The sequence below is a fragment of the Mesorhizobium sp. WSM4844 genome, assembly GCF_055811775.1.
In genome coordinates, this window is the sequence record NZ_JBVVQB010000015.1 from 52,257 (window position 1) to 77,873 (window position 25,617).

29 protein-coding genes are annotated in these 25,617 nt (G+C 62.5%); 21 read left to right on the plus strand and 8 right to left on the minus strand.

Annotated elements, in window-relative coordinates; genetic code table 11:
- Positions 1 to 21: 21 nt before the first annotated feature.
- Both AC0L2A_RS14605 and gph read left to right on the plus strand, forming a co-directional pair.
- Positions 22 to 579 carry a thioredoxin family protein gene (locus AC0L2A_RS14605; protein ID WP_091596793.1) on the plus strand — a complete coding sequence of 186 codons (558 nt, stop codon included), beginning with the start codon at positions 22 to 24 and terminating at the stop codon, positions 577 to 579.
- Positions 576 to 1,277: a phosphoglycolate phosphatase gene (gene gph, locus AC0L2A_RS14610; protein WP_473609340.1), complete on the plus strand. Its 702-nt coding sequence runs from the start codon at positions 576 to 578 to the stop codon at positions 1,275 to 1,277. The genes AC0L2A_RS14605 and gph overlap by 4 nt, the downstream gene beginning before the upstream one ends.
- Before the next feature lie 153 nt (positions 1,278 to 1,430).
- Here gph and AC0L2A_RS14615 read toward each other — a convergent pair whose 3' ends face one another.
- Complete coding sequence (locus tag AC0L2A_RS14615) at positions 1,431 to 1,811, minus strand: c-type cytochrome (RefSeq protein WP_023797685.1); 381 nt, start codon at positions 1,809 to 1,811, stop codon at positions 1,431 to 1,433.
- Positions 1,812 to 2,472: 661 nt separating this feature from the next.
- Between AC0L2A_RS14615 and AC0L2A_RS14620 the strand changes: the two genes are divergently transcribed.
- The 6 genes from AC0L2A_RS14620 (at position 2,473) to AC0L2A_RS14645 (ending at position 7,220) form a co-directional block, all read left to right on the plus strand.
- A complete protein-coding gene (locus AC0L2A_RS14620) occupies positions 2,473 to 2,682 on the plus strand; it encodes a hypothetical protein (protein WP_027151301.1) in 210 nt (69 codons plus the stop codon).
- Between the two features lie 38 nt (positions 2,683 to 2,720).
- Positions 2,721 to 3,707 carry an ABC transporter substrate-binding protein gene (locus AC0L2A_RS14625; protein WP_473609420.1) on the plus strand — a complete coding sequence of 329 codons (987 nt, stop codon included), beginning with the start codon at positions 2,721 to 2,723 and terminating at the stop codon, positions 3,705 to 3,707.
- A gap of 44 nt (positions 3,708 to 3,751) precedes the next feature.
- Positions 3,752 to 4,531, plus strand: a complete 780-nt coding sequence (locus tag AC0L2A_RS14630) for an ABC transporter permease (protein ID WP_473609422.1) — start codon at positions 3,752 to 3,754, stop codon at positions 4,529 to 4,531.
- Complete coding sequence (locus tag AC0L2A_RS14635; protein ID WP_473609423.1) at positions 4,500 to 5,240, plus strand: ABC transporter ATP-binding protein; 741 nt, start codon at positions 4,500 to 4,502, stop codon at positions 5,238 to 5,240. The genes AC0L2A_RS14630 and AC0L2A_RS14635 overlap by 32 nt, the downstream gene beginning before the upstream one ends.
- 31 nt (positions 5,241 to 5,271) lie before the next feature.
- On the plus strand, positions 5,272 to 6,243 hold the full coding sequence (locus AC0L2A_RS14640) for a quinoprotein relay system zinc metallohydrolase 2 (protein ID WP_473609341.1): 972 nt from the start codon (positions 5,272 to 5,274) through the stop codon (positions 6,241 to 6,243).
- A gap of 113 nt (positions 6,244 to 6,356) precedes the next feature.
- Positions 6,357 to 7,220: a quinoprotein dehydrogenase-associated SoxYZ-like carrier gene (locus AC0L2A_RS14645; RefSeq protein ID WP_473490814.1), complete on the plus strand. Its 864-nt coding sequence runs from the start codon at positions 6,357 to 6,359 to the stop codon at positions 7,218 to 7,220.
- A 46-nt stretch (positions 7,221 to 7,266) separates the two neighbouring features.
- Here AC0L2A_RS14645 and AC0L2A_RS14650 read toward each other — a convergent pair whose 3' ends face one another.
- Positions 7,267 to 7,620 carry a hypothetical protein gene (locus AC0L2A_RS14650; protein ID WP_023797678.1) on the minus strand — a complete coding sequence of 118 codons (354 nt, stop codon included), beginning with the start codon at positions 7,618 to 7,620 and terminating at the stop codon, positions 7,267 to 7,269.
- A 673-nt stretch (positions 7,621 to 8,293) separates the two neighbouring features.
- On the opposite strand from AC0L2A_RS14650, the gene AC0L2A_RS14655 reads away from it, so the two are divergent.
- The 4 genes from AC0L2A_RS14655 (at position 8,294) to AC0L2A_RS14670 (ending at position 12,330) form a co-directional block, all read left to right on the plus strand.
- Entirely contained in the window at positions 8,294 to 10,192 is a 1,899-nt protein-coding gene (locus AC0L2A_RS14655) for a methanol/ethanol family PQQ-dependent dehydrogenase (protein WP_027151294.1), read from the plus strand.
- 183 nt (positions 10,193 to 10,375) lie between these two features.
- Positions 10,376 to 10,897 (plus strand): c-type cytochrome, methanol metabolism-related, encoded by a 522-nt coding sequence (locus AC0L2A_RS14660; RefSeq protein ID WP_473609342.1) that lies wholly within the window; start codon positions 10,376 to 10,378, stop codon positions 10,895 to 10,897.
- Between the two features lies 1 nt (position 10,898).
- Positions 10,899 to 11,762, plus strand: a complete 864-nt coding sequence (locus AC0L2A_RS14665; protein WP_473609344.1) for a quinoprotein dehydrogenase-associated putative ABC transporter substrate-binding protein — start codon at positions 10,899 to 10,901, stop codon at positions 11,760 to 11,762.
- 10 nt (positions 11,763 to 11,772) lie between these two features.
- Entirely contained in the window at positions 11,773 to 12,330 is a 558-nt protein-coding gene (locus AC0L2A_RS14670) for a PQQ-dependent catabolism-associated CXXCW motif protein (RefSeq protein WP_473609345.1), read from the plus strand.
- A 58-nt stretch (positions 12,331 to 12,388) separates the two neighbouring features.
- On the opposite strand, the gene AC0L2A_RS14675 is transcribed toward AC0L2A_RS14670, so the two are convergent.
- Positions 12,389 to 12,526: a hypothetical protein gene (locus tag AC0L2A_RS14675; RefSeq protein ID WP_023797673.1), complete on the minus strand. Its 138-nt coding sequence runs from the start codon at positions 12,524 to 12,526 to the stop codon at positions 12,389 to 12,391.
- 220 nt (positions 12,527 to 12,746) lie between these two features.
- Between AC0L2A_RS14675 and pqqB the strand changes: the two genes are divergently transcribed.
- From pqqB to pqqE, 4 genes are read left to right on the plus strand one after another with little or no spacing between them, the layout of a single operon-like run.
- Positions 12,747 to 13,685 (plus strand): pyrroloquinoline quinone biosynthesis protein PqqB, encoded by a 939-nt coding sequence (gene pqqB / locus AC0L2A_RS14680; protein WP_473609347.1) that lies wholly within the window; start codon positions 12,747 to 12,749, stop codon positions 13,683 to 13,685.
- Positions 13,682 to 14,440, plus strand: coding sequence for a pyrroloquinoline-quinone synthase PqqC (gene pqqC, locus AC0L2A_RS14685; protein ID WP_473609348.1), 759 nt, complete (start codon positions 13,682 to 13,684; stop codon positions 14,438 to 14,440). The genes pqqB and pqqC overlap by 4 nt, the downstream gene beginning before the upstream one ends.
- Entirely contained in the window at positions 14,437 to 14,733 is a 297-nt protein-coding gene (gene pqqD / locus AC0L2A_RS14690) for a pyrroloquinoline quinone biosynthesis peptide chaperone PqqD (protein ID WP_128166389.1), read from the plus strand. The genes pqqC and pqqD overlap by 4 nt, the downstream gene beginning before the upstream one ends.
- A complete protein-coding gene (gene pqqE / locus AC0L2A_RS14695) occupies positions 14,730 to 15,851 on the plus strand; it encodes a pyrroloquinoline quinone biosynthesis protein PqqE (protein WP_473609349.1) in 1,122 nt (373 codons plus the stop codon). Before pqqD ends, pqqE begins: the two co-directional genes overlap by 4 nt.
- On the opposite strand, the gene folP is transcribed toward pqqE, so the two are convergent.
- Positions 15,835 to 16,686 carry a dihydropteroate synthase gene (folP, locus tag AC0L2A_RS14700; RefSeq protein ID WP_473609351.1) on the minus strand — a complete coding sequence of 284 codons (852 nt, stop codon included), beginning with the start codon at positions 16,684 to 16,686 and terminating at the stop codon, positions 15,835 to 15,837. The genes pqqE and folP overlap by 17 nt on opposite strands.
- 112 nt (positions 16,687 to 16,798) lie before the next feature.
- On the opposite strand from folP, the gene AC0L2A_RS14705 reads away from it, so the two are divergent.
- Both AC0L2A_RS14705 and AC0L2A_RS14710 read left to right on the plus strand, forming a co-directional pair.
- Positions 16,799 to 17,275 carry an SRPBCC family protein gene (locus AC0L2A_RS14705; protein WP_473609352.1) on the plus strand — a complete coding sequence of 159 codons (477 nt, stop codon included), beginning with the start codon at positions 16,799 to 16,801 and terminating at the stop codon, positions 17,273 to 17,275.
- A gap of 22 nt (positions 17,276 to 17,297) precedes the next feature.
- Complete coding sequence (locus tag AC0L2A_RS14710) at positions 17,298 to 17,714, plus strand: GFA family protein (protein WP_128180880.1); 417 nt, start codon at positions 17,298 to 17,300, stop codon at positions 17,712 to 17,714.
- 120 nt (positions 17,715 to 17,834) lie between these two features.
- On the opposite strand, the gene AC0L2A_RS14715 is transcribed toward AC0L2A_RS14710, so the two are convergent.
- On the minus strand, positions 17,835 to 18,554 hold the full coding sequence (locus AC0L2A_RS14715) for a DUF899 domain-containing protein (RefSeq protein WP_473609353.1): 720 nt from the start codon (positions 18,552 to 18,554) through the stop codon (positions 17,835 to 17,837).
- Positions 18,555 to 18,760: 206 nt separating this feature from the next.
- On the opposite strand from AC0L2A_RS14715, the gene AC0L2A_RS14720 reads away from it, so the two are divergent.
- Positions 18,761 to 19,345, plus strand: a complete 585-nt coding sequence (locus AC0L2A_RS14720; protein ID WP_236377838.1) for a GNAT family N-acetyltransferase — start codon at positions 18,761 to 18,763, stop codon at positions 19,343 to 19,345.
- 128 nt (positions 19,346 to 19,473) lie between these two features.
- Here the strand turns inward: AC0L2A_RS14720 and AC0L2A_RS14725 are convergent, their stop codons facing one another.
- Positions 19,474 to 20,412 carry a carbon-nitrogen hydrolase family protein gene (locus AC0L2A_RS14725; protein ID WP_473609355.1) on the minus strand — a complete coding sequence of 313 codons (939 nt, stop codon included), beginning with the start codon at positions 20,410 to 20,412 and terminating at the stop codon, positions 19,474 to 19,476.
- A 177-nt stretch (positions 20,413 to 20,589) separates the two neighbouring features.
- Positions 20,590 to 20,793: a hypothetical protein gene (locus tag AC0L2A_RS14730; RefSeq protein ID WP_473609356.1), complete on the minus strand. Its 204-nt coding sequence runs from the start codon at positions 20,791 to 20,793 to the stop codon at positions 20,590 to 20,592.
- Between the two features lie 119 nt (positions 20,794 to 20,912).
- On the opposite strand from AC0L2A_RS14730, the gene AC0L2A_RS14735 reads away from it, so the two are divergent.
- Together AC0L2A_RS14735 and AC0L2A_RS14740 are read left to right on the plus strand one after the other, a co-directional pair.
- Entirely contained in the window at positions 20,913 to 23,996 is a 3,084-nt protein-coding gene (locus AC0L2A_RS14735; protein WP_473609357.1) for an ATP-binding protein, read from the plus strand.
- Positions 23,997 to 24,021: 25 nt separating this feature from the next.
- Positions 24,022 to 24,276: a nickel-binding protein gene (locus AC0L2A_RS14740; protein WP_128180888.1), complete on the plus strand. Its 255-nt coding sequence runs from the start codon at positions 24,022 to 24,024 to the stop codon at positions 24,274 to 24,276.
- A 321-nt stretch (positions 24,277 to 24,597) separates the two neighbouring features.
- Here the strand turns inward: AC0L2A_RS14740 and AC0L2A_RS14745 are convergent, their stop codons facing one another.
- Positions 24,598 to 25,473, minus strand: a complete 876-nt coding sequence (locus AC0L2A_RS14745; RefSeq protein WP_473609359.1) for a sigma-70 family RNA polymerase sigma factor — start codon at positions 25,471 to 25,473, stop codon at positions 24,598 to 24,600.
- Positions 25,474 to 25,617: the final 144 nt, after the last annotated feature.

Consider the following 25,617-nt stretch of genomic DNA (forward strand, 5'->3'; position numbering starts at 1 on the left):
ACCATTTCATCGGAGCACAACATGGGGGCAATCCCACCTGTCTGCGATTTCGGCTGGCAAGCCATCGATGCCGTCTTGCCCGGCGTCGACGGCAAATCGCATTCGATCTTCAGCCACGCCGGTCCGAACGGGCTGGTGGTGGCCTTCATCTGCAACCACTGCCCTTACGTGAAGGCGGTGATTTCCCGCATCGTCCGCGATGCCGACGACCTCAAGCCCGAAGGCATCGGCTTTGTCGCGATCAACGCCAACGATGCCGACGCCTATCCGGATGATTCCTTCGACAACATGAAGCTCTTCGCGAAGGCGAACGGCTTCACTTTCCCCTACCTCCACGACGAGCGCCAGACGGTGGCGCGTGCCTATGGAGCCGTTTGCACTCCGGATTTCTTCGGGCTCAACAGCGAATTGACGCTGCAATATCGCGGCAGGCTGGACGCGGCGCGGCGCGACGCTGGACCGCCCGGACTAAGACGCGACCTTTTCGAGGCGATGAGGCAAATTGCCCGAACCGGCGACGGACCGCTGGACCAGATCGCTTCGATCGGCTGCTCGATCAAGTGGAAGGACGCCGCATGAACGTCGGCATGAGTAGGCCGTTTCGATCGCCGAAGGCGATCCTGTTCGATCTCGACGGCACGCTGGTCGATTCGGCGCCCGATATAACCGCCGCGGTCAACGAATTGCTGGCCGGTCGCGATCTGCCGCCGCTGCGCCTGGAACAGGTCAGGGCGATGATCGGCGGCGGCGTCAGGAAACTGGTCGAGCGAGCCTTCGCGGCATCCGGCGCGCCGCTCCTCGGCAGCGCCCTCGACGAGGCCAACCGTGCCATGGCGCCGATCTACCGCAGACATCTGACCGGCCTGACGACGCTGATGCCCGGCGTCAGGGAGGTTCTCACCCACTTCCATTTGAGCGGAATAGCCATGGGCGTGGTGACCAACAAGCCGCAGCTGGCGGCTCGCGAAATCCTGCTGCATTTCGGGCTGACGGAGCATCTCGGCGCGATCGTCGGCGGAGATGCGGTGACTTGCCTGAAACCGGCGCCCGACGCTCTGCTGCTGGCGCTCGACCAGCTTCAGGTCGAGCCTCGTGACGCACTGATGGTCGGAGACAGCGGCGCCGACGTGGCCGCCGCCCGCGCCGCCGGCATACCGGCTATCCTGCTGCGTGGCGGCTACACCCAAATTGCCGTTGAAGCGCTTGGCGCCGACCTGGTTTGCGATGGCTTGCTCGACCTGCCTTCCGCGATGCGCAGGCTGCAAGACGCCGCTTGACCGGCGCCACCAGTGCGGGCGCGCCGGCCGAGCGCAGTTTGCGAACGGCCGGCGAAGTCGCGTTACTCCGGCGGATGAACCGGGTTACTTCCTGCGGAAGAACCGGGTTATTTCCTGCGGAAAAACCGGGTTATTTCCTGCGGAAAAACCGGGTTATTTGGAGTATTGCTTCAGATAGGCGATGACGTTGGCGAGATCCTCGTCCTTCTTGAGACCGGGAAACGCCATCTTCGTACCCTTGATCATGCCCTTCGGGTCGCGAAGATAATTCGTCAGCGTGGCTTCGTCCCATTTGACGCCGGATTTGCCCGCCTCGGCCATCGGTTTGGAATATTTGAACCCCGGATGCGTGCCGGCCGTCCGGCCGATAACGCCGCTCAATGACGGGCCGATCTTGTTCTTGTCCTCGTCGACGACGTGGCAGGCCTTGCACTTGGCGAAGACCTTCTCACCCGCCGCGGCATCCTGTGCCTGCGATTGGTTTGTAATAGACGTCGCAACGGACACGACGGCGAAAAATGCGACTGCACGCATGGCATTTCCTCATTGATCGTCAAGGTGCCCTGGACGATTAGCGCATGCCTTTGTCTGATCATCGGCATGCATCGTTTTATGCAGAGCGAAAACGTCTCCCTTGTGGAGTTGCAGCGCCTGCACCCTGGAAGCTACCCGGCAGATGAGCGATGTCAACCGCTACCCCGAATTCAAGGCAATCGCCTCAGACCAATTGCTGCTCGCAGCGCAGCCGGCGAAGCTGCCGATCTCCCCCCTTGCGGGGGAGATGCCCGGTAGGGCAGAGGGGGGTGCTGTCCCGCCTGGCCTGGCAGTCAATTACAGCCACGCAGTCAGGCTGCTTTCGGTCGGGAATGGTGAAATAGCTGAAAGTCGAAAGTTGGCGATCCTTCCCACCCCCCTCTGTCCTGCCGGACATCTCCCCCGCAAGGGGGGAGATTGGATGCCGCTTCGGCTTTCGCCAACCACCAACGCTGGAAGACTGGGCAAGCAACCGGCGGAGTTCGGCTCCGCCCCTCTCCATTCGCCGTTGTTGACGGCCATCGGGCGAGCGCGTAGCCTCAAACCATTCCGGTTTTCCATGGGCACCTCGGGACTCCGGCAGTTGGCGATTTTGTCCAGGTTCGCGGATCGGGCCGGAACTCGTCAAAGCGGGCGTCTTCAAGCGCGCAAGAGGTGCTGAATGGATATGGTCGACCTCATCTTGACGGTTTGCCTGATTGCCAATCCGGGCAATTGCCGAGACGAACATCTCTATTTCGAGAGCCGCGGCTCTCTGTTCCAATGCATGATGCTGGCGCCCACCGAAATCGCAAAATGGTCGCAGGAACACCCGACCCTCAAGGTCAAGCGCTGGAAATGCGCTTTCCCGAACAAAGACCGTGCGATCTGATCGGCGCCCCGGCCGTTATGGCCCCGGGAGGAGACATCATCATGATTTCGCGTCGAGGAACGCTCCGGCTGGCGGCTCTTGGAACAGCCGCGGCACTTGTCCCAAAGCCCTCATTCGCCACGAACCGGGTTCGCATCGGTGTGCTGAAATTCGGCACCGTGAGCTGGGCGCTTGACACGCTGAAGCACCACAGATTCGACGCAGCCAACGGTATCGATCTGGAGGTCGTCGATTTCGCCGGCGAGGATGCAACCAACGTCGCCTTGCTGGCCGGCGCGATCGACATGATCGTCTCCGACTGGCTGTGGGTCTCGCGCCAACGCTCCGAAGGCGTCGACCTCACACTGGTCCCCTATTCGACCGCCGTCGGGGCGATCATGGTGAAGGAGGGAGCGCCGATCCGCACGATCTCCGATCTCAGGGAAAAAAAGCTCGGCGTCGCCGGCGGACCGCTCGATAAAAGCTGGCTGCTGATCCAGGCGCTGGCCAGACGCGATCACGGCCTCGACCTGCCGGCAACCAGCGACATCGTCTTTGGCGCGCCGCCGCTGATTTCGGAAAAGGCGATGCAGGACGAGCTCGATGCGGTGCTCAATTTCTGGCATTTTTGCGCCCGCCTCGAGGCCAACGGCTTTCGTCGCCTGATCGGCGCCGATGCTGCGGCGAAAGCCCTCGGGGCCTCAGGCGCCGTATCGGCGCTCGGCTATGTCTTTCATGACAAATGGGCGAACGAACATCCGGACGCTATCAGGGGCTTCATCAAGGCTTCGGCGCAGTCCAAGGACTTGCTGGCCCGATCCGACGATGAGTGGCTGCGCCTTGCGCCTGATATCCGCGCGCAAGGCGAGGAACTGGCAAGACTGCGTGACCGCTATCGCGAAGGCATTCCCAGACGCCCGGTCGCCGAGGATGCGGCCGACGCCGGCAAGCTCTATCGTGTGCTGGCCGAGATCGGCGGCGAAAAGCTGGTCGGCCGCGCGCCCGAGATGGCGCCCGGCACGTTCTGGCAGGTACCCCCGCAATGAGCGCACCTGATACCGGCGATCGCCCGCCTGGCGCTGCGGCCGGCATGTCCATCCAATCCGGCCTGGCAGCGGCGCTGACACCGGTGCTGACGGTCGCGGCCTCTCTGCTCGGGCTTGGCCTGCTGTGGGGCGTTGCGGCAAGTGCCTGGCCGAGCCGTGCCTTTCCAGGGCCGGGACAGGTCTGGCAGGTGCTGCTCGCAGAGGCGGCGAACGGCGATCTTTTCTACCATCTCGGCGCGACGCTCGGCCGGGTTGCCGCGGCCTATGTCGTCGCGATGGTTGTTGGCTCGGTCATCGGCGTCCTCCTCGGCAGCCACCGCCGCGCAGACCGGTTCTTCGCTCCCTGGGTAGTCCTGTTCCTCAACATTCCCGCGCTGGTGGTCATCGTGCTTGCCTACATCTGGTTCGGCCTCAACGAAGCGGCGGCGATTGGCGCGGTTGCCGTCAACAAGATCCCGAATGTCGTGGTGACGATGCGCGAGGGCGCCAGGGCGCTTGATCCGAGTTACGCCGAAATGGCCGCCGTCTACCGCTTCGGTCTCCTCGACCGCGCCCGCCATGTCCTGCTGCCGCAACTGCAGCCCTATCTTGCCGCCGCCTCACGATCCGGCATCGCTCTCATCTGGAAGATCGTCCTGGTGGTCGAGCTGCTCGGCCGCTCCAACGGCGTCGGCTTCCAGATCTACCTTTATTTCCAGCTCTTCGACGTCGCCGCCATACTTGCCTACACCCTGGCTTTCGTGGCGGTGATGCTTGTCATCGAACTCTTTCTGGTGCAGCCCGTTGAACGACATGCAACCCGTTGGCGGCGTCGTCCCGCTTAGGGTCGACATCGCCGAAAAGATCTTTAGGTCCGCGCAAGGCGTCTCGATCAAGGCGCTCCAGGACCTTTCCTTCGAGGTCCGGCAAGGCGAATTCGCCTGCTTGCTGGGGCCGTCCGGCTGCGGCAAGACCACGACGCTGCGCATCCTGCTTGGGTTGGACAAGGACTTTTCCGGCTCGTTCCAGCTGCCTGAAGGCGGCTCCGACCGGATCGCCGCCGTGTTCCAGGAGCCGGTCTTGCTGCCGTGGCGGACGGTGGAGCAGAATGTCAGGCTGGCGCTGCCGAAAAGCCTGAGAACGAAGAACCTCGACGGGCTGTTCGACACGCTCGGCCTCGCCGGCATGCGCTCGCTCTATCCGGCCGAGCTTTCGCTCGGCCTTGCACGCAGGGCAGCGCTTGCCAGGGCCTTCGCCACCGAACCGGCGGTGCTGTTCCTGGACGAACCCTTTGCCTCACTCGACGAACGGACCGCCGAGCGGCTTCGGCACCTGCTTTTGACCGTGTGGTCGGCACGGCCCACGACCGCCTTGATGGTAACCCACAATCTGCGCGAGGCCTTGATGCTGTCGGACCGCATCATCGTGCTCGCGCAGCGGCCGGCGCATGTGCTCGGCATGTTCGACGTAAGGCTGCCGCGGCACTATCGCAATCCACAGGTGATGAGCGACCTTTTGCGGTGTTTCCAGCAAAAATTTCCGGGCGTGGCCTGATCGCCTTACAGTTCGGAATCGGGAGGAAGTCATGCCAATCGACAGGATACGACGCAAGCTTGTGAACGGCTTCGCCTGCACCGCGGTCAGCGCCGCGATGCTGCCCTGTTGCCTCGGGCGGGCCGCTCTCGCCGCAGCCTACGGCCTTGAATTCAAGCTCAGGAAAGTCGCCGACGGCGTTTTCGCTTTCCAGGGCGTCGATGAATTGATGAGCGCCGCCAACCAGGGCGCGATCTCCAACCTCGGCGTCGTCGTCGGCGCCAACGCCATCGCCGTCATCGACAGCGGCGGCAGCCTGATCGAGGCGAACGCCCTCATCGCCGCAATCGGCAAGATAAGCGCCAAGCCGGTCCGCTACCTGATCAACACCCACATGCACCCCGACCATGTCTTCGGCAACGCGGCGTTCCGGCAGATCGGCGCCACCATCGTCGGCCACCACAATCTGCCGCGCGCCCTCGAGGCGCGTGGCGCCTTCTACCTGCAGAACTTTCGCGAACAGATCGGCGACGCGCTCATCAAAGGGATCGAGATCATACCGCCGACGATGCTGGTCGACGATCGCCTGCAGCTCGACCTTGGCGGGCGCGTGCTCGAATTGCGGGCATGGAAGGCGGCTCACACCGACAACGACCTGACCGTCTTCGACAGCGCGACCCGCACGCTGTTTGCCGGCGATCTGGTTTTCATCGGTTCCTTGCCGACGCTCGACGGATCGCTGCTCGGCTGGCTCCGCCAGATGGATGGGCTCGCCGCGATTGGCGCCACGCGCGTCGTGCCGGGTCATGGCCCGGTGCCGGCCGACTGGCCGCAGGCGCTGATGGCAGAGCGGCGCTATTTCGAAATTCTGGCGCGCGATATTCGCAAGGCGATCGCCGACGGGACGCCGCTCCGCGACGCCGTCAAGACCGCCGGCGCAAGCGAACGGAGCAATTGGCATCTGTTCGACGACTACAACGAGCGCAATGCAACAGCCGCCTTTACCGAACTCGAATGGGAATAGGTCACAGCGACGAGCGCTGGACGTGGTGGATCGATTTGCCAAACGCATCGTCAAGGGTCTATCCTCGACATTGGCCTGGGCACCACCTCTCTGACATTGGTGGAGGCATCGAAATGCAGAACCACGCTTACCGGAGCCGGCAGCTCGGCTTGCCGCTCGCAGCCATCTTCGCCGCGATCATCCTGGCCATCGGCGCGCTGTTTGGCGCCTCCGGAGCCGCCAACGCCCAGCAAACAACCGCCTCTTCGGACCGGATCTGGCAGGATATGAAAGGCGACGTGTTCGGAGATCGGGCGATTCTGGTCGATAGCGGCGTCGTCAGGATCGAGGCGCCGAAGCGGGCGCAGGATGCCGCCATCGTGCCCGTCGACATCTATATCGACCCGGCCAAGGCGCCCGCCGGCATCAAATCCGTCACCTTGATCATCGACGTCAATCCAGCGCCGGTAGCGGCGACGTTCGAGATCGGCAAGGACGCCGGTGTGACACATCTGTCGACGCGCGTGCGCGTCGACGACTATTCCTATTTGCGTGCCATAGCAGAGACGCAGGGCGGCGAGCTTCACATGGCCCAGACCTTCGTCAAGGCGTCAGGCGGATGCTCCGCCCCGGCGCTCAAGAACCAGGACGAGGCGATAGCGACGATGGGGCAGATGAAGCTGCGCCAATTCCCGCCGCAAGAGACGATGACAAAGGCGCAGGAATTGCAGCTGATGATCCGCCACCCGAACAATTCGGGCCTGCAGCGCAACCCCTTGACCCAGTATTTCATCCCCGCGCATTTCGTTCAGAAACTGTCGGTCTCGCAGGCAGACCGGCTGATCCTGTCGATGGAAGGGGGGATATCGATTTCGGAAGATCCCAATTTCCGGTTCGATTTCACCGCGCACGGCACTGGCCAAATCCAGGTCGAAGCGATCGATACGGACGGCAAGGTATTTCGCAATCAATGGCCGCTGGAGGCTACGGGGCTTTGAAGCCTCGAAACCGTATGCAGCCGCCGTCGGCGGTCTTACACAGCGTCTAAAAGCAGCGCACGTCGGCTTCCGCCTGCGCGCGCTTCAGTCCCGTGCTTGCGGCTTTTGCCGGCGCGCTTTCGCGGAACAGTCCCGAACGCTCCCCTGTCGTCAGGGACATGCTCTTGAAGGTCTCGGCCCTTTCATAGTCCTCGAAGGGAAGGATCGAGGCGATGACGTCGATCGAGCAGGAACAGCTCTCCAGCGCCCGACGTGTCTGGCCATTCGTCTGCATGCAGCCGAGCACATAGTCGACAACCGTCACCGTCGGATAATCTGAGGCGGCGCCGGCCGGATTGGCGAAGGCCAGGGCCGACGTGAGCAACAGCGGCAAGCTCGAAAAGCCGACATATCTGATCATGGGGAACCTCCGATTGGCGCGGAACGTGACAGATCGAGCCCAATGGATCGAGACGGATCACCGCACCAGTTGGCCTCCTGTCGCCACGCCCGTCAAGTTCTCATGCAGGCCATATAGTACCAAAGGACAGGGCCGTCCCGGCCGGCAAAAGGCCTCCCCGACAGCACGAACATCGGCTCCGAATCCTGGTGCTGAGCTTGATTTCAGGTCTCCTCCACTATCGGCACCCGAAGCTACGCGCGCATACTTAAAATCATACGATCCAGCGAATATTCCCAAATAAAAATCAATACATTTTGCCCAAAAAATACGTAAAATTTAACCACTTATATAAATCGCGCTTCATCCACAGTCGATCAATAGCTTTCAGTCCGAATTTTTTCATATCTATTTCTCTATATTGCAGTGCAACATAGGTGGAAGTGATTTTTCTTGCCTTCCTTCTGGGGATGACATAGCTTCATCCTGTTTCCGGCTTCAAGGGCGTCACCGTCAATTAGGGAGCGGCGACAGTCTTTCGTAGGCCAGGTGGGATGGGCAGTAACGGTGCCCTCTGCTCATTCGGCTTAGGTCGTGACACGCTGCCGGAAATACTTCCCCCACATGAATCGCTTGGGCAAGCCCTGGTGGGCTCAACGGACGATTCGTCATTGTGCACCCTGGGAGGACTTTGATGCGTGTATTAGCGAAAACTGCCTACCTACTAACGACCGCGGCGCTCATGTCGTTCGGCGCGGTCCACATGACGTCGGCCAATGAAGAACTGATGAAAATGGCCGAGAATCCCAAGGACTGGGTGATGCAGACGGGTGACTACGCCAACACCCGCTTTTCCAAGCTCAACCAGATCACCAAGGACAATGTGAAGAACCTGCAGGTCAAGTGGACCTTCTCCACGGGCGTGCTGCGCGGCCATGAAGGCGGGCCGCTGGTCATCGGCGATGTGATGTATGTCCACGCGCCGTTCCCGAACACCGTCTATGCTCTCGATCTCAAGAATGACGGAAAGATCCTCTGGAAATACGAGCCCAAGCAAGACCCGAATGTTATTGGCATCATGTGCTGCGACACGGTCAACCGTGGCGTCGCCTATGGTGACGGCAAGATCATCCTCAACCAGGCCGACACCACCGTCGTGGCGCTCGATGCCAAGTCCGGCAAAGTCGTCTGGACGGTCAAGAACGGCGATCAGATCGACGGCGGAAAGGGCGAATCCGGCACGTCGGCGCCTGTGGTCGTCAAGGACAAGGTTATCGTCGGCATCTCCGGCGCCGAATATGGTGTTCGCGGCCACCTCTCGGCCTACAATCTTTCGGATGGCAAGCTTGCCTGGCGGGCCTATTCGACGGGACCCGATGCAGAAACCCTGATCGATTCCGAAAAGACCACCCATCTCGGCAAACCAGTCGGCGCGGACTCGGGCACGAACACCTGGGAAGGCGAGCAGTGGAAGACCGGTGGCGGCACGACTTGGGGATGGTATGCCTATGATCCCAAGCTTAACCTGATCTACTACGGCACCGGCAATCCATCGACCTGGAACCCGGTCCAGAGGCCAGGCGACAATCGCTGGTCGATGACGATCATGGCTCGCGATGCGGATACCGGGATGGCCAAGTGGCTCTACCAGATGACCCCGCATGACGAGTGGGATTATGACGGCGTCAACGAGATGATCCTTGTCGACGGCATGGACATCAAGGGCGCCAAGCGCGATGTGCTGGTGCATTTCGACCGCAATGGCTTTGCCTACACCATGGATCGCGCCAATGGCGAGCTTCTCGTCGCCAAGAAATACGATCCGGCAGTGAACTGGGCGACGGAAGTCAACATGGACCCCAGCAGCGACCAGTACGGCCGCCCGCAGGTGGTCGCCAAATATTCGACCCAGCAGAACGGCGAAGACACCAACTCGACGGGCATCTGCCCGGCCGCGCTTGGAACCAAGGACCAGCAACCGGCGACCTATTCGCCGAAGACCGGTCTGTTCTACGTGCCGACAAACCATGTCTGCATGGACTATGAGCCCTACAAGGTGAGCTACACCGCCGGTCAGCCCTACGTGGGCGCCACCGTGTCGATGTATCCTCCCGCTGGAGCCGACCACATGGGCAACTTCATTGCCTGGGATGCTGCCAAGGGCGAGATCGTCTGGTCCAAGCCCGAGAAGTTCTCGGTCTGGTCGGGCGCGCTTGCGACCGATGGCGACGTGGTCTTCTACGGCACGCTCGAGGGCTACATCAAGGCGGTCGATCATGACGGCAATGAACTCTACAAGTTCAAGACCCCGTCCGGCATCATCGGCAACATCACGGCCTACGAGCATGGCGGCAAGCAGTATATCGCCGTTCTGTCCGGCGTCGGTGGATGGGCCGGTATCGGTCTGGCAGGCGGACTGCTTTCGCCCGACAACGCCGCTGCCTGGCATGGCGCCGTCGATCAGGGCCGTGCGCAAGGCGACGAGGCTGCGGTCGTTGGGACTGCTGGTCTGGGCGCGGTCGGTGGCTACGCAGCACTTGCCGACTACACGACGCTGGGCGGCCAGCTCACCGTCTTCGGTCTCCCGGACTGAAACACGGGAACCATAGGCACGCCTCGGTTTTTTGAGAAGACCAAGGCTTGAAAAGCGAGAGCCCGGATCACCGGGAAGCCAGGACCGGGCTCTCAATTTCGCCGCGCACCCACATCGATCCATGCCGCTTCACGACAGCAAAACCGTGTGCAGGCGAAATCAAGAAATCAAGGAAGTAACTGAATGTCCGTTCGCATTGTAATTTCCGCTCTCGCCCTGGCGCTGCCTCTGGCAAGTTCAAGCCTCGCGCATGCCCAGGACAGCGCTGAAAAAGCCAAGGCAGTGGCGGAAGAAGGCGGCAAGCATTTCGACGCGGAGGGAAATCCGACCTTCAAGATCGAAAACGGAGCCGTCGACTGGTACACGTTCAGCGGTTACCGCCGGTATCACTCCGATTGCCATGTCTGTCACGGACCGGACGGCACCGGTTCGAGCTATGCGCCGGCCCTGCTCAACAGCCTGAAAACAATGGATTACGCCACCTTCATCTCGATCGTCGCCGAGGGCCGCAAGAATGTCGGCGGCGGCAAGGAAAATGTCATGCCTGCCTTTGGCGACAACAAGAACGTCTATTGCTACATGGATGACCTCTACGTCTATCTGCGTGCCCGCGCCGACGGTGCGGCGCCGCGCGGCAGGCCGCCGAAGAAAGCAGACAAGCCACAGGCAGCGAAGGATGCCGAAGCATCCTGCATGGGTGGATGATATGATTGGCCGTGACGCGTTGAAGCTGTGTTTTGTCCTGCCGATGCTCGGCGCACTCGCCTTGCTGCCTGCGAACGCCCAGGCGCAGGACGCCGGCCTTGGTGCCGCGGGCGAACTGGTCGACCCAGACATTCTGCGCGTCTGCGCCGACCCTTCGAACATGCCGTTCACCGACAAGAGCGGCGAAGGCTTCGAAAACCGGCTGGCCGACCTGGTCGCCGCGAAAACCGGCCGAAAGTCCGTCGCCTATACATGGTTTCCTCTTGTCGCCGGCTTCGTGCGCAACACGCTGGCCGCCAACCGATGCGACATCATCATGGGCTATGCCCAGGGCGATGAACTGGTGCAGAACACCAACGCCTACTATCGCTCGTCCTATGTGCTGGTGCACCCCAAGGGCAACGGCATGGAAGGCGTCGAGACCATCGAGGATCCGAAACTCACCGGCAAGAGGATCGGCGTCGTCGAAAGCACACCGCCGACTGCCAACATGGCCGCCAACAAGCTCATGCGAACGGCAAAAATCTATCCGCTGGCGGTGGATACCCGCCTCACCCCTTCCATGGGGGAGGTCATGATCAAGGACATGCTCGCCGGCAAGATCGATGCGGCGGTCATGTGGGGACCGATGGCCGGCTACTATGCCAAGCAACTCGGCGCCAATCTCACGATCGTTCCGCTGGTGAAGGAAAAAACCGGCTCGCGCATGTCATACCGCATCACCATGGGCGTGCGTCCATCCGACCAGGAATGGAAGCGGACGCTCAACCGGGTGATCAGGGAAAACCAGGCGGAGATCACCAGGATCCTGCTGGACTACGATGTGCCGCTGATCGACGAACACGATAATCCGATCACGCAATGACGATAACGGTATGAAGGGAAAGGAGACGATTTTGCTGGTCGCTGCGGGCCTCCTGGGTCTGACCGAACCGATGTGGGCTGGCGAGATCGCCGAGCCCGGCGGCTACCGGATGGACGAATATCGGGCGCCGGTGCCGCAGACGCTGCAGGGCGCGAAGGTCGTGACGACGGAGGAGGCGGGGGCGCTGTGGCGGGAGAAGAAGGCGGTATTCTTCGACGTCATGCCGAACACGCCGAAGCCGGCCAATTTGCCGGCGGGAACGATTTGGAGAGCCACGATCAGAAAGGACATCCCAGGCAGCACCTGGCTGGCCAATGTCGGTTACGGCGCCATCTCCGAGGAGACCGCCAACTATTTTCGCCAGGGCCTCGCGGCCGCAGCCGGTCCCGACAAGTCGCGTGCCATTCTGTTCTATTGCATGACGAATTGCTGGATGTCGTGGAATGCCGCGAAGCGGGCCATCGAATGGGGCTACAGTTCGGTGATCTGGTATCCCTCCGGCGCCGATGGATGGGAAGGTGCCAACCTTCCGCTGGAGGAAAGGAAGCCTTATGTGATTAGCAATTGAGCATGAGCATTGTTATTTTCGATCGTCTTTGTTTTTGGACTTTTCAGAACCTGCCGTTTCATTTGTCCATTTTGAGAGCTGATGGACGAGCCATTGCAATGGTGCCCAGCAATGGTTGACTGAGAAAAGGATCGGCCCCTTCGGGCTGGTAGAAGAGGAGATATGCCATGAAGAAGAGCTGGACAAAACCGACCATGTGCCAGGTTGCTGCGGGCTTCGAGATTTCGCGGTATCTGCCTGCTGAAATTACTCCCAAGAAGTAGGCCGCAGAGGTGCGTGTCCCCGGCAACGGGGACACGCACTGTCTTGCCGCGCGAGGTCTTCGTGAAAGGCTTTGACGCGTTCAATGCGGGCGCGAAGCCATTGGCGGTCGAAGATTTTCTGTTGGTTGAACAAGCCGCAGAGCGGGCATTGCAATGCGCTTGAAGATCATCGGCTCGGCGGCAGGCGGCGGCTTTCCGCAGTGGAATTGCAACTATCGCCTGAGCCGCGCGGCTCGCACCGGGATGGCTGGCGTGCATTCGCGAACCCAATCAAGCATCGCCGCGTCAGTGGATGGGGCCGCCTGGGTTCTCTTCAATGCCTCACCCGATATCCGCCAGCAGATTGCGCAAACGCCTGAATTGCAGCCCGCGCAGGATGCGCCGTTGCGTTCGACGCCCATCCGCGCGGTGGTGCTGACCAATGCCGATGTCGATCATGTCGCCGGCCTGCTCAGCCTGCGTGAGCGGCAGCCCTTCGCCATCTACGCAACGACACAGGTTCTGGCGACGCTGGAGGCGAATTCGATCTTCAATGTCCTCGATCCGGCGCTCGTGCCGCGACGCATCTTGCCCCCGGCGGAAGAACTGGCGATCTGCGACGCAGACGGCCACGACACCGGCGTGACTGTCGAGAGTTTTCCCGTGCCCGGCAAGATAGCCCTCTATCTCGAGGAAACAAGCCGGCCGGAAGCCAATTTCAGTTCCGACGCCGGCGACACGATCGGCGTCCGTATCGGCGGTGCCGGCAGCCGCGGCTGCGTCTTCTATATCCCAGGCTGCGCGCGCATCGATGCGGCCCTGCGCACGCGCCTGGCCGATGCCGCCTGTGTCCTGTTCGATGGCACGGTCTACACGGACGACGAGATGATTGCCGCCGGCGTCGGCCAAAAGACCGGGGCGCGCATGGGGCATCTGGCAATGTCGGGAGACGATGGGTCGATCGCCGGCCTGGCCGCGTTGAGGATCGGCCGCCGTGTCTTCGTCCACATCAACAACACCAATCCGGTTCTCGACGAGAATTCCGCCGAACACGCAGCGGTCAAAGCGGCTGGCTGGGAAGTCGCCCGCGACGGCATGGAGATGGAATTTTGAGCGATTTCCGCGACGCGGCAAGGAACGGCCTGTCCTCCAGCGAGCTCGAAGCCGTGCTGCGGCAGGTCGGCGCCGAGCGCTATCACAACCGCCATCCTTTCCATCACAGGATGACCAGCGGTGCGCTGTCGAGGACCGAGATGCAGGCCTGGGCGCTGAACCGCTATTGCTACCAGGCCGTCATCCCGCGCAAGGACGCCATGATCCTCGCACATGCGCAGGACCCGGCGTTTCGCGCCGCCTGGCGCAAACGCATCGAGGACCATGACGGCGAGGACGGCTGGAGCGGCGGCATCGCGCGCTGGCTGCATCTGGCGACCTCGCTCGGCCTCGATGCCGATGACGTGAAGAGCGAAAGGCTGGCGCTGCCGGCGACACGTTTCGCGGTCGGCGCCTACCTCGCCTTTTGCACGAACCGGACGCTGTTCGAGGCGGTCGCCTCGTCGTTGACCGAGATGTTCTCGCCGCTCATCATCGGTGAGCGGGTCCCGGCGATGCTGGCCAAATACGATTACATCACCGAGGATACGCTGGCCTATTTCAGCCGACGGCCCGAACAGGCCTCGCGCGACGCCGACTTCGCCCTCGCCTACGTGCTCGGCCATGCCGACACGGCGGAACGCCAGCAGCAGGCGATCGATGCGCTGGTGTTCAAATGCGATATACTGTGGGCCATGCTCGACGCGCTTCAACACGCCTATGGCGAGCCGGGAAACATCCCGCCCGGCGCCTTTCGTCCGGAGCCAGCCCAATGATGGCGCTGCGCGAAAGAGCTTTGGTTTCACCGCGATCGGTGCCGTCGCTGCCGAAGCACGTGCGCATACAGTACGATCCCGTGCGGCAGGCGTTCGCCGTGCTCTCGCCGGAAAAGGTGTTTTGGCCGAACGACATCAGCCTCGACATATTGCGCCGCTGCGACGGGCGGTCCACGGTCGGCCACATCATCGCCGAGCTTGCCGCGGATTATGACGCCGAACAGGAGGCGGTGGCTGCCGACGTCGTCGCCTTCCTGCAGGAATGGTCGGACAAGCTGCTGGTAAAACTATGAGCGAGCCCCTTCTCCCTCCGATCGGCATGCTGGCGGAACTGACGCATCGCTGCCCGCTGCAATGCCCGTATTGCTCCAATCCGCTCGAATTGCTGAAGGCCAATCGCGAACTCGATACACAGACCTGGCTCGACCTGTTCTCGCAGGCCGCCGATCTCGGCGTTCTCCAGGTGCATCTGTCGGGCGGTGAACCGACGCTGCGCCGCGACCTCGAGCAATTGATCGCCGGGCTTTCGGCGCGCGGCGTCTACACCAACCTGATCACCGCCGGCGTCGGCATCGCCGAAGGCCGCATCGAGGCGTTTGCCGAAGCCGGGCTCGACCATCTGCAACTGAGCTTTCAAGGCGCACGGCAGGCGACCACCGACCGCATCGGCAATCACAAAGGCGGCCACGAAAAGAAGCTGGAGACGGCACGCCGCGCACGGGCGGCAGGGCTGCCGCTGACCATCAACGCGCCGATCCATCGCCACAACATCGAGGAAGTGCCGGAATTCATCGACCTGGCGCTCTCGCTCGGCGCGGAGCGGCTCGAGATCGCCAATGTGCAGTATGCCGGCTGGGCGCTGACCAATCGCGATCAACTGATGCCCGAGCGTGCTGCGGTCGACCGTCAGGCGGAGATCGTCGCGGCGGCGCGCGAACGGCTCACCGGCATCATGAACATCGATTTCGTCACGCCGGATTATTTCGCCATCTATCCCAAGCCGTGCATGGGCGGCTGGGCGCGCGACGCGTTCATGGTGGCGCCGGACGGCACCGTGCTGCCGTGCCATGCCGCACAGACCATCCCGTCGCTCAGCTTTGAGCGTTTCGGACCGCGCAGCCTGGCCGAAATCTGGACCGATTCGCCGGCATTCAACGCCTTTCGCGGCACCGACTGGATGCAGCAGCCCTGTCGCAGCTGCGAACGGCGTGAGATCGACTGGGGCGGCTGCCGCTGCCAGGCGATGGCGATCGCCGGCGACGCCGCCGCGACGGACCCGGCTTGCGCGAAATCGCCGATCCATGCGCGCATGGCCATGCTGATCGACGAAGCCCAGCGTGCTGCGGCAATTCCTTCGAACGACGAACAATTCGTCTACCGACGGATCGGCGTCGTCACCGAGCCCGCCTGATCTCTTCCCCGGTCTCGCGCTCGCGCACCGCGTCAGCGAATGCCAGTGCCTCGCGATTGACGGCAACGTTGTGCACGCGAAAGATCGAAGCGCCCTTCAGCCGCAGGATGACGCTTGTTGCCGCTGTGCCGACGTCTCGCCCCTCGTCACTTCCGCCGACGAGATGACGGGCAAGGCGCTTGCGTGACGTGCCGACGAGCAATGGAAAACCGAGCGCGCGCAATTCACCGAAGCGAGCCATGAGCTCGAGGTTTTCCTCGCCGTCCTTGGCGAAGCCGAAGCCCGGGTCGAGCACGATCCGCTCGTCCGCGATGCCGGCGTCGCGCGCGATCTCCAGCGATCTGTTCAGGAACAGGAACTGGTCGGCGATCACATCCGCCAGTTTTTCGCGGCCGCGCCCGGTGTGCATGATGACGAGGCCGGCGCCGGTTTCCGCCGCGACCTGCGCGATGTCGGGTTCGCGCTGCAGTCCATGCACGTCGTTGACGATATGCGCGCCTGCGGCGACCGCCAGCCGCGCCGTCTCGGCCCTGTAGGTGTCGACTGAAACCAGGCTGTCGCCGTCGGACGACAGCGCCTCGATGACCGGCAGGATGCGCGATTGTTCCTCGCGCGCAGAAACGGCGCCGGCGCCGGGCCGGGTGGATTCGCCGCCGACATCGATGATCGCCGCGCCCTCGCCGATCATGCGCCGCGCCTGCTGCAGCGCCCGCTCCGGCCGGTCGAATTCTCCGCCGTCGGAAAAACTGTCCGGCGTGACGTTCAAAATCCCCATCAGCAATGATTGCGCGCCAAGATCGAGATGCCGTCCATGAGCAAGCTGCCAGCGCGTCATGCGTCAACCTTCATCTCATTTTCATATCAGATGCAATTCGCGACAAGATTGTCACTCACACGAACCCGGTTTCCCCATCTACCTATGCTCGCGAAACAAAAGGAGCGTAGCAATGACCAGGGAAACGATCAGCTTTACTTACACGACCTATATTGTCTCGACACCGGGAAAGGTGTTCGAGGCCATAACCAAACCGGACCTCGCACGGCGCTACTGGGGCCACGAGAACGTCTCCGACTGGAAGCCCGGCTCGAGCTGGCAGCACATCCGCGCTAATGACGAACGGACCGTCGAGCTCGTCGGCAAGGTCGTCGAGGTGTCGCCGCCGACCCGTCTCGTCATCACCTGGGCAAACGCTTCGCAGGCGTCCGATCCGGCGAGCTACAGCCGGGTGACCTTCGAGCTCGAGGAATACGAGGCCATGGTCCGGCTGACCGTCAGCCATGACGACCTCGAAGCCGGCAGCGGCATGGCGAACGGCATCAAAAAGGGTTGGCCGATCGTCCTCTCCAGCCTGAAATCCTTCCTCGAAACGGGTCAGGCGATCGATGTCTTCGCCAGGCCGCGCGCGCCCGAACTGGCGGCCTGATCCAGAACAAAGGACCGAGCAGATGAGCACTCTCTACACCGGCGGATGCGCGTGCGGCGCGGTCCGCTACGAGGCCAAGGCAGCCCCGATCTTCGAAAACCACTGCCAATGCCACGATTGCCAGAAAAGAAGCGGCACCGGTCATGGATCCTATCTGACGTTTGCGTCGCGGGCGGACGTGGCCATCACCGGCACGACGAGGGACTGGCGTGTCGCGGCGGACAACGGAAATGTCAAAATCCATTCCTTCTGCCCGGTCTGCGGAACTCCGGTTTACCTGACGTACACCGCCATGCCGGAGCCGATCACGGTCCATGCCGCAAGCCTCGACGATCCGAGCCGATTCAATCCGACCGTTGTCACCTACGGCAGCCGGGCTCTCCCCTGGGACAAGATGGATACCGCGCTGAAGACCTTCGAGAAGATGCCGCAGGGCTAACCGGCCCGGCGGCAGGGCGGACGCGCACGCCCACCGCGGCATTACGGATCGAAGGCACGGCAGAAACGAAAACAGTGCACTGTCACCGTAATTCGCGGTTGTGCCCATGACACCCAGCGCTCAGCCATTGCCGTACTCGTCATGACGGCGCCACCACGCCTGGGGGAACTCGAGCCCGTTCTCGTTCCTTCCCCACGGAGCCAGGTCGAGGAAACGGTAGACCCCCATAAACGCCTCGGTGCCACGGGCGTAGGTGGAGTAGGTGTGGTAGACGGCACCGTCCTGGAGCGCAAAGACGCTCATTCCCTCCTTCTGCGGCTCGGCCCTGTCGACATGCTGATAGTTGTAGTCGGCGCCGTCTCTCTGCTGCTCTTCGGTGAAGGCGGCGCCGAAGTCGTATTTGAAATCGCTCCCGAGCGACGAAACCCACGGGAAGCGCCAGCCCATTTGCTGCTTGTAGTCCTGGATCTCCTGCAACGGCGCGATCGATTCGCAAACCAGGGTAATGTCGCGGCCGTTCAAGTGCGGGATGACGCAGTCGAAGTGATCGGCGATCAAGGAGCATCCGGTGCATCCTTGGCGCTCATCCGTGAGCCGGTATCCGTAGCCGAACATGAAATGATAGACCAAGAGTTGCGAGCGCCCCTGGAAAAGGTCGGCGAGCGAGGCGCTGCCCTCCTCGGTCTCCAGCAGATACTCCTTGTCGATCCGAACCCAGGGCAGCTCCTGTCGCTGTCGCGCCAGCTCGTCGCTCTGCCGCATGAGCCGTTTCTCCGCCTCGAGCAGTGCGAGCCGCGCTCCGAGCCATTCCTCGCGTGTTCCGGTCTTGTGTTTCGTCATCGCTGCTGTCTCCTTCCTCGGGGATTTCCCCTCCGTTTCTCGAAACAACTTGTTGCGTCAGGCGTTAAACTCAACACCGGAGGCGAAGCATGGCAGCTGGATGTGGGACGGTTTCCGATGCACTGCCTGATCCCTGCCGGCTTGTTGCGGCGCCCGTTGCGGGCGCGGACGCCTCGTCGAACCATTTGCGTCGCTTGGAGGGCAGCATGAAATCGCCGACAGTGAGAGTCATGGCCGCGGCCGATGAAGATCCAGCGGTCGGAACAATCTTGCTGGCGTTTGCAGCCGATCCCATGGCGCGATGGACCTGGCCGCATGCACACCAGTACCTCGCGGCCATGCCGCGACTGGTCCGCGCGTTCGGGGCCAAGGCATTCTCAAACGGAAGCGGCTTTTGCACCGATGGTTATGTCGGGACGGCGCTGTGGCTGTCGCCCGGTGTGCATCCCGACGAGGAAGGGCTTGGTGCGCTTGTCGAGAGCACGGTTGCGCCCTCCCTTGCCTCTGACGTCGCCGCCATATTCGAGCAGATGGCCAAGTACCACCCGACCGAACCGCATTGGTACTTGCCCGCGATCGGCGTCGACCCGGCGCACCAGGGCGAAGGTCACGGCGATGCCTTGATGGCGTACGCGCTCGCGCAGTGCGATCGCGATCACGCGCCCGCCTATCTGGAATCCTCAAACCCGCGCAACATTCCGTTCTACCGGCGCCACGGCTTCGAACCTCTCGGCGCGATCCAGGTCGGGTCATCGCCGACGCAAGTCCCGATGCTGCGGCGACCGCGTTGAGCCAGGCAGGGCAGACGAGCGAAGCATCATGCCGCCCGGCTAACCGGACGGCGTCATGGGACGCGCTCCACGACAGTCCGGCTCCCGGCTTCCGCCCACCGCCGGTGCGATCGTCAGCCCCTCTCGGCTCAGTCGGTGAACACAACGGGTGTAAGCGGTTTCCGGCTGATCGACAGCGAGAAAATATCCGGCCGAGAATAGTGCCCGGCGACGTCGAGCGACCGCCGGGCGCGGCCGACCGCTTCCGGATCAATTTCGGCGAACAGGATTCCCTTGTCGCGGTTCAGCGGTCCGGCCGCGATTGCGCCGCCCGGCTTCACGACGACGGCGTCGCCGTCGTTGATCCACTCTTCGGCCTTGAACAGTCGGTCGCGATCGGGAAAGTCGGCCGGCAGATCGCTGCCCTGTATTGCCGTCGCGGTGCCGATGACCCAGCATCCGCCCTCGCGGGCGATGTGGCGCAATGTGGCGAGGCAGAGTTCACCATTGTCCCACGTCGGATTGACGAGAATGTCGATGTTCTGGGCGTAGAGAGCGTAGCGCGCCAGCGGCATATAGCTTTCCCAGCAGATCAGGCACCCCAGGCGGCCGACCGGCGTGTCGACAACTCTAAGGCCGCTCGCGTCGCCCGTCCCCCAGACCATGCGCTCGGGGTTGGTCGGCATCAACTTGCGATGTCGGTTTTGGAGTGTGCCATCCGGTCCAATCACGACCACGGTGTTAAACAGCGTTGTGCCCGAGAATCGGCTATCGATCTCGTTCACACCGACGACAATCGTCACCGCACGCTGGCTGGCGACCTGCTGCAGAGGCTCAAGATCATCTCGCTCGATATCGACGGCGTTGCTGCGCAGCCTGGCGTGAAGCTCGCTTGACAATGCCATATCCGTGCCGGGCTTCAGCCGCCAGACCCACGTCGGATATCCGGGTATCCAGGCTTCAGGGAAGATCACCAGGGTGGCGCCGGCATCGGCGGCTTCGTCGATCGCCTCGACGGCTCTGGCGATGGTCGCCTCGCGATCGAGAAAGACCGGCGGCTTCTGAACGACGGCAATTTTTGCTTGCATGACGGTTTCCTCTACTCCCAATTCACGTTCCCACTACACTTCAGCCACAATGGTTTTCTTGTGAGCAGTCCTGTCGGCGTCGGTGTGCCGTAACACGAAGACCTAGCCGCCGGCTTTCAGCGACGGCAGCAGCTTCTGCAATCGGCAATGCGATGGCGGGTGCGAATGATCTCATGTTCAGTCCCCCCAGCCTTCACACCCCAGTCGGATATCCCGGTATCCATGCTTAGGGAAAGACGACCAGTGTGGCGCCACATCAGCGGCTTCGATCGCTTTGCTGAGGGTGGCTTCGCGGTTGGCGGCGGCAGCCCGCCATTGGTCGAGGGTCGTCTCCTTGTGTTGTGCAGGTTCGAATGGTTTCGTCGCCGTTGTCGTTGTCATCGGCTGGCTCCTCAAGGCTGTTTCGCAAGACCGTGTTCACGGCTAAACTTGCCTACGATCGTGGGAGCGCCCGTGGAAACCGGCGTCGAATTATCTCGAGGCAGAGCAGGCAGCCAGCGATGCAACGTCCTATCCCTCTCCAGGTACGTCTGCTCGGCGAGCTCCAGCTTGTCGGCGCCGACGGGAAGGTCCTTGCTTTACCTGCCTCCCGCAAAACGCGCGCGCTTCTTGGCTATCTCATTGCCACCGGCCAGGTGCACCGGCGTGAACGGCTATGCGATCTGTTCTGGGACGGACCGGACGATCCGCGCGCCGAGTTGCGCTGGAGCCTCAGCAAGATCCGCGCGCTGCTCGGCGACGGCAGCAGAGCTCGGCTCGTGGCGGATCGTGAGCGGGTCGGCATCGAGCTTGGCGATGCGCTGGTCGACCATGCGGTCGTGCGCTCGCTTGCCGCAAGCAGCGTCTCCGCCGCGACCACCGAGGTGCTGACCGAGACTGTGGCGCTGTTTGGAGGCGAGTTCCTCGACGGGCTCGATCTGCCGCTCTGTTACCGCTACCAGGAATGGTGCATAGCGGAGCGGGAGGCGATGAGCCAGCTCCGGTTCAGGGTTCTCGCCGCGCTTATCGCGCGACTGGAAGACGTCCCGACGGATGCCCTGCCCTATGCCTACGCATTGGTTGCGGCCGACCCGCTATCCGAAACCGGTCATGCTGCGGTGGTCCGGCTGCTTGGGAAGTTGGGCCGGACCAATGACGCGCTCGTTCATTACGAGCGGGCGCATCGCATATTCGAAGCCGAGCTTGGCGCGCCGCCAGGCGAGGAACTGAAGGCGGCGAGGCAGGCGCTGCGACCGACCCCAATCGCAGTTGCCCGAGCCGCCCCTTCCGGTGCAGCCAGGCGAACCCTGGACGACGTCCCGCGGCCTGCGGCTTCCGGGCCCATGGTTGGGCGCGACGCCGAGCGCACAACCATCGATCGCCTCGTCGGGATGGCAGCCGACAGCGGCCAGGATGTCATCCTTGTGACTGGAGAGCCCGGCGTCGGCAAGAGCCACATGCTCGGCTATTTCAGCGAACGGGTGGCCGCTGCCGGCGGGCGCGCCTTCAGCGCGCGCGCATTCGAAGCCGAGACGGCACGATCCTATGGCATCTGGATCGATCTCCTGCGCTCGGTCCAGCGGCAGCGACCGCGCCATGGATTGCCTTCGGTTCTCGGCCCGCTGCTCCCCGAGCTTGGAGGCGGCGAAGGCGGGGTCGGGGATCGCACTCAGCTGTTCGACGCCATTGTCGACGTGTTTTACGGGCTCGCCGCCGACGAGCCGGTGGGTATTGCCCTCGACGACGTCCAGTGGCTCGACGATGCGTCCGCGTCGCTGCTTCACTATGTTGCTCGCCGGACGGAGGCAGCCCCCGGTCTGGTCATCGCCTGCGCAGCACGTTCTGGAGAAGTCGAAGACAACATTGCAGTATCGCGGGTGCTGCGCTCACTCGCCCGCGATGGCCGACTGACGGAGATCGAACTCGATACGTTGAGCGCCGAGCACACGGCAGAGCTGGTCCGGCGGCTCGACCCGGCTCTCGACGCAGCTCAAATCGTCGCCGCGAGCGATGGCAATCCGCTGTTTGCGCTTGAACTTGCCCGCGCTCACCTGCGGGGGGATCCCGGCCCCGGCCGTACCGTGAAAGCCCTGATAGAAGGACAACTGGCTGGGCTGACCGACCAGGTGCGCGAAACCCTGGTCTGGGCTGCAGCGCATGGCCGCACCTTCACGCCGGAGGATCTTGCGCGCTTGGCGCCGTTTGATGCTTCCGGGCTTCTGATGGCACTGGGGGAGCTTGAGCGGCGCGGGCTGGTGCGGCCGGCAGGCGGCGACGCCTATGACTTCACCCACGACCTCGTCCGGCAAGTCACCTACCGCAGCTTGTCCCATCCCAGGCGCAAGCTGTTGCATCGACATATCGCGCGCGCGCTTCGACCGGCGGCGGAGCGCGGCGGTGACGCTGCGGCCGATCTCGTGCATCATGCCGTGCTCGCCGAGGATGACGAGATGGCAGCACGAGCTTGCATCGTCGCGGGCGAGCGGGCGCTTCGGCTCTTCGCCAATGCCGAGGCCGCCGGCCTGGCCGAGCGAGGGCTGCGGCATGTCGCGCGGCTGCCGGAAGCGCCGGAGAAGCTGGTTTCCCGGATTGCGCTGCTCAAGATCCGCGTTCTTGCCGCGACTGGTCCCGGATTGCGATCACTTCCGCCCATCGAAGACGAGATCGCCGACGCGACCACCGCAGCGGAGGAACAAGGGCTGCAGGCTGCCGCGGCGACAGGGCACTATCTGCTTTCCATTCTCCATCAGCAGGCCGGACAAATAGAGCAGGCCGAGGCCAGCACGCTTCGTGCGGCCGAGATAGGGCGCAACGCTGACCGCAAGATCCAGGCGCATCACCTCGCCAACACGGCTCGCTGCCTGCTTGAGCTGGAGACAGAAATCGCTCGCGCGCGCGAATTGATCGCGGAGGCCGGCGATATCGCGCAGTCGCTTGGTACAGAGTTGTGCGAACTGCATTGGGCCAGCGGGCTGCTGGAGCGATGGGACGGGCGGCAGGATCAAGCCGCCGTGCATCTTGCGCGCTCTCTTGCCCTGGCGCGCCGAAGCGAAGACCGCTGGCGCGAGTACAAATGCCTGACCTGGCTGGCGACGCTTCATTTCGAAATGGCACGATATGCCGACATGCACGCCCGCTGTGATGAGCTACGGTCGGTTGCCGCACGGATTGGGGAGGAGACGCCTTTCGTCGATGCCCTGCAGGCGCTTGCTGCCCTCATGACGGCGGCTGATGCAGCCGATGAGGCGCTGGAGAGTGCCTTGGCGCGGCTTCGTGCTGCCGACGACAAGTCTTACCTGGCTTACGCTCTCAACAGCGCCGCGAGTTTTTATTGTCGTGCCGGTCTAATGGAGCAAGTCCGGCTCCACGCCAGCGAGGCACTGACAGTCGCCTCAAAAATCCGCCGGCGCTGCGAGATCGCCATTGCCAAGGCCCTGCTCAGCGCGGCCGCCAACAGTTCTTCGGCAGCGGAAATCGACGACGATTGCCGGGCGTCGATCGAGCTTGAGGATTTCAGCGCGAGGGCGCGAGCAGTTTTGCGCCATCCTGCCGAACCGGCGCGCAGCGTTCCAACGGCGGCACCCACGCCAGGCCTTCAGACTTGAACGGGCCATCGAACAGGAGAGCACCATGCCTCGCATAATCGTCGAGCGGACGTTTGAAGCCCCGTTCACCCAGCAAGAACTCGACGCGGTGGAGGCGCGGATGGCGCCGTGCCTCGACCTCTACGATGTCCGCTGGATCCGTAGTTACTGGTCATCCGACCGGCTGCGCATGATCTGCGAATACGAAGCCGCTGACATCGCCAGCGTTCGAAACGTCCAGCACGAGGCTGAAGCCAGGTTTGAGCGGGCCTGGGCTGCCGATGTGCTGGGCGAGCCGTGAGATCCAGTCGTCAGGCTAAGCGGGTGAAAGTTGCAAGCCGTGTATCGGAACCGACTCCATCGAGAAAGAAGTCGATCCAGCCCTCGCAGCCGGACCAAATTGAGACGCCGATAGTACTCGTTCCTTGGCGATCTCTCTGGGAACGAAGTCTTTACTAGCGGTAAGCGTTAGTCAAGAAATCGTTCTTAGCGGCACAGCCCGGAGATGCTGGTGGGCCTCACCGGCCTGACGAAGTGGTTCCTTAGTGTTATTTAGTGCTCGCCGTGGTCGTCGCTGGTTTCACGGCCAATCGCGTTGTAGTCGTCAGAGCAACCAACTCTGCTAAGACGAAACGACTACCTCCGCGCCTTCGAGAACGTAACGTGCGTAGCGATAGTCCCGAATATTGATCACGTTGCCCGATTGCCAGTTGATCAACGCGAAGTGTGTAGGCCGCTCAGTGCTGGTCCTGCTGTAAAACAACACCGCAGGCTGCAGATCGACAAAGCCGGAGTGAACACGCCAGTCCGACTGCCGGCTGTAGTTGCCAAGGTAAGTCTTGACCGCTGTGGCACCCTCCATCTCGGAATTGCCCACCAAGCTCAGCTTGACGTCGTTGGCCAGCATATCTGCCACCGCCGCGAAATCGTGGGCGTTGAATCGGTCGACATAAGCGTCGAGCAGTTTCCGATTTTTCGAATCCGCCCACCCGATCGTAGCAGGTGGTGTATCGGCCCGCAGTCTGAGATTTTCCCTGCCGCGGTGGAGCGATGCCTTGACTGCGGGCAAGGTCGCGTCCGTAACCTCGCATATCTCCTCGAGCGAGTAGCCTAGCACGTCCTTCAGGACCACTGCGGCACGTTGAGAGGGGACGAGAGTGAGAAAGGAGCGGACGCTTGCAGCAACAGCAATGCGGCTCGCGGTGTCGCTTCGGCCGTCTTCGACCATTTCCAGATCCTCCTGAGGCATTAGATTCCGCAAAGCTCGTTTTCTCATCTCCTTGCGAACGGCGTTGTGGGCGATGCGGAACAGCCAGGCGTCTGGACGCTCGATCGACGCGAATCTGTTGGCAGCCGAGAGCGCGCCGACGATTGCGTCTTGGACAAGGTCGTCACCGTCGATCACAGAACCGGCCATGCGCGCGCAATACCGGTGTAGCCGTGGCCGCATTTCAATAAGCCATTGCCTGAAATCGCCTTCGGACTCGAAACTGGACATTTGGATCACCGTCTTTGCATCTGTCTTGGCCGGCCCTTTTAAAGAGCGATTATCCGACTGAAACGATGCGGCATTTGCATATTTTTTTGTCCACCGAATCCTTTCGCGCTGCTTGCGCCTCTTTTCAGTGTGCTCATCGGAGCA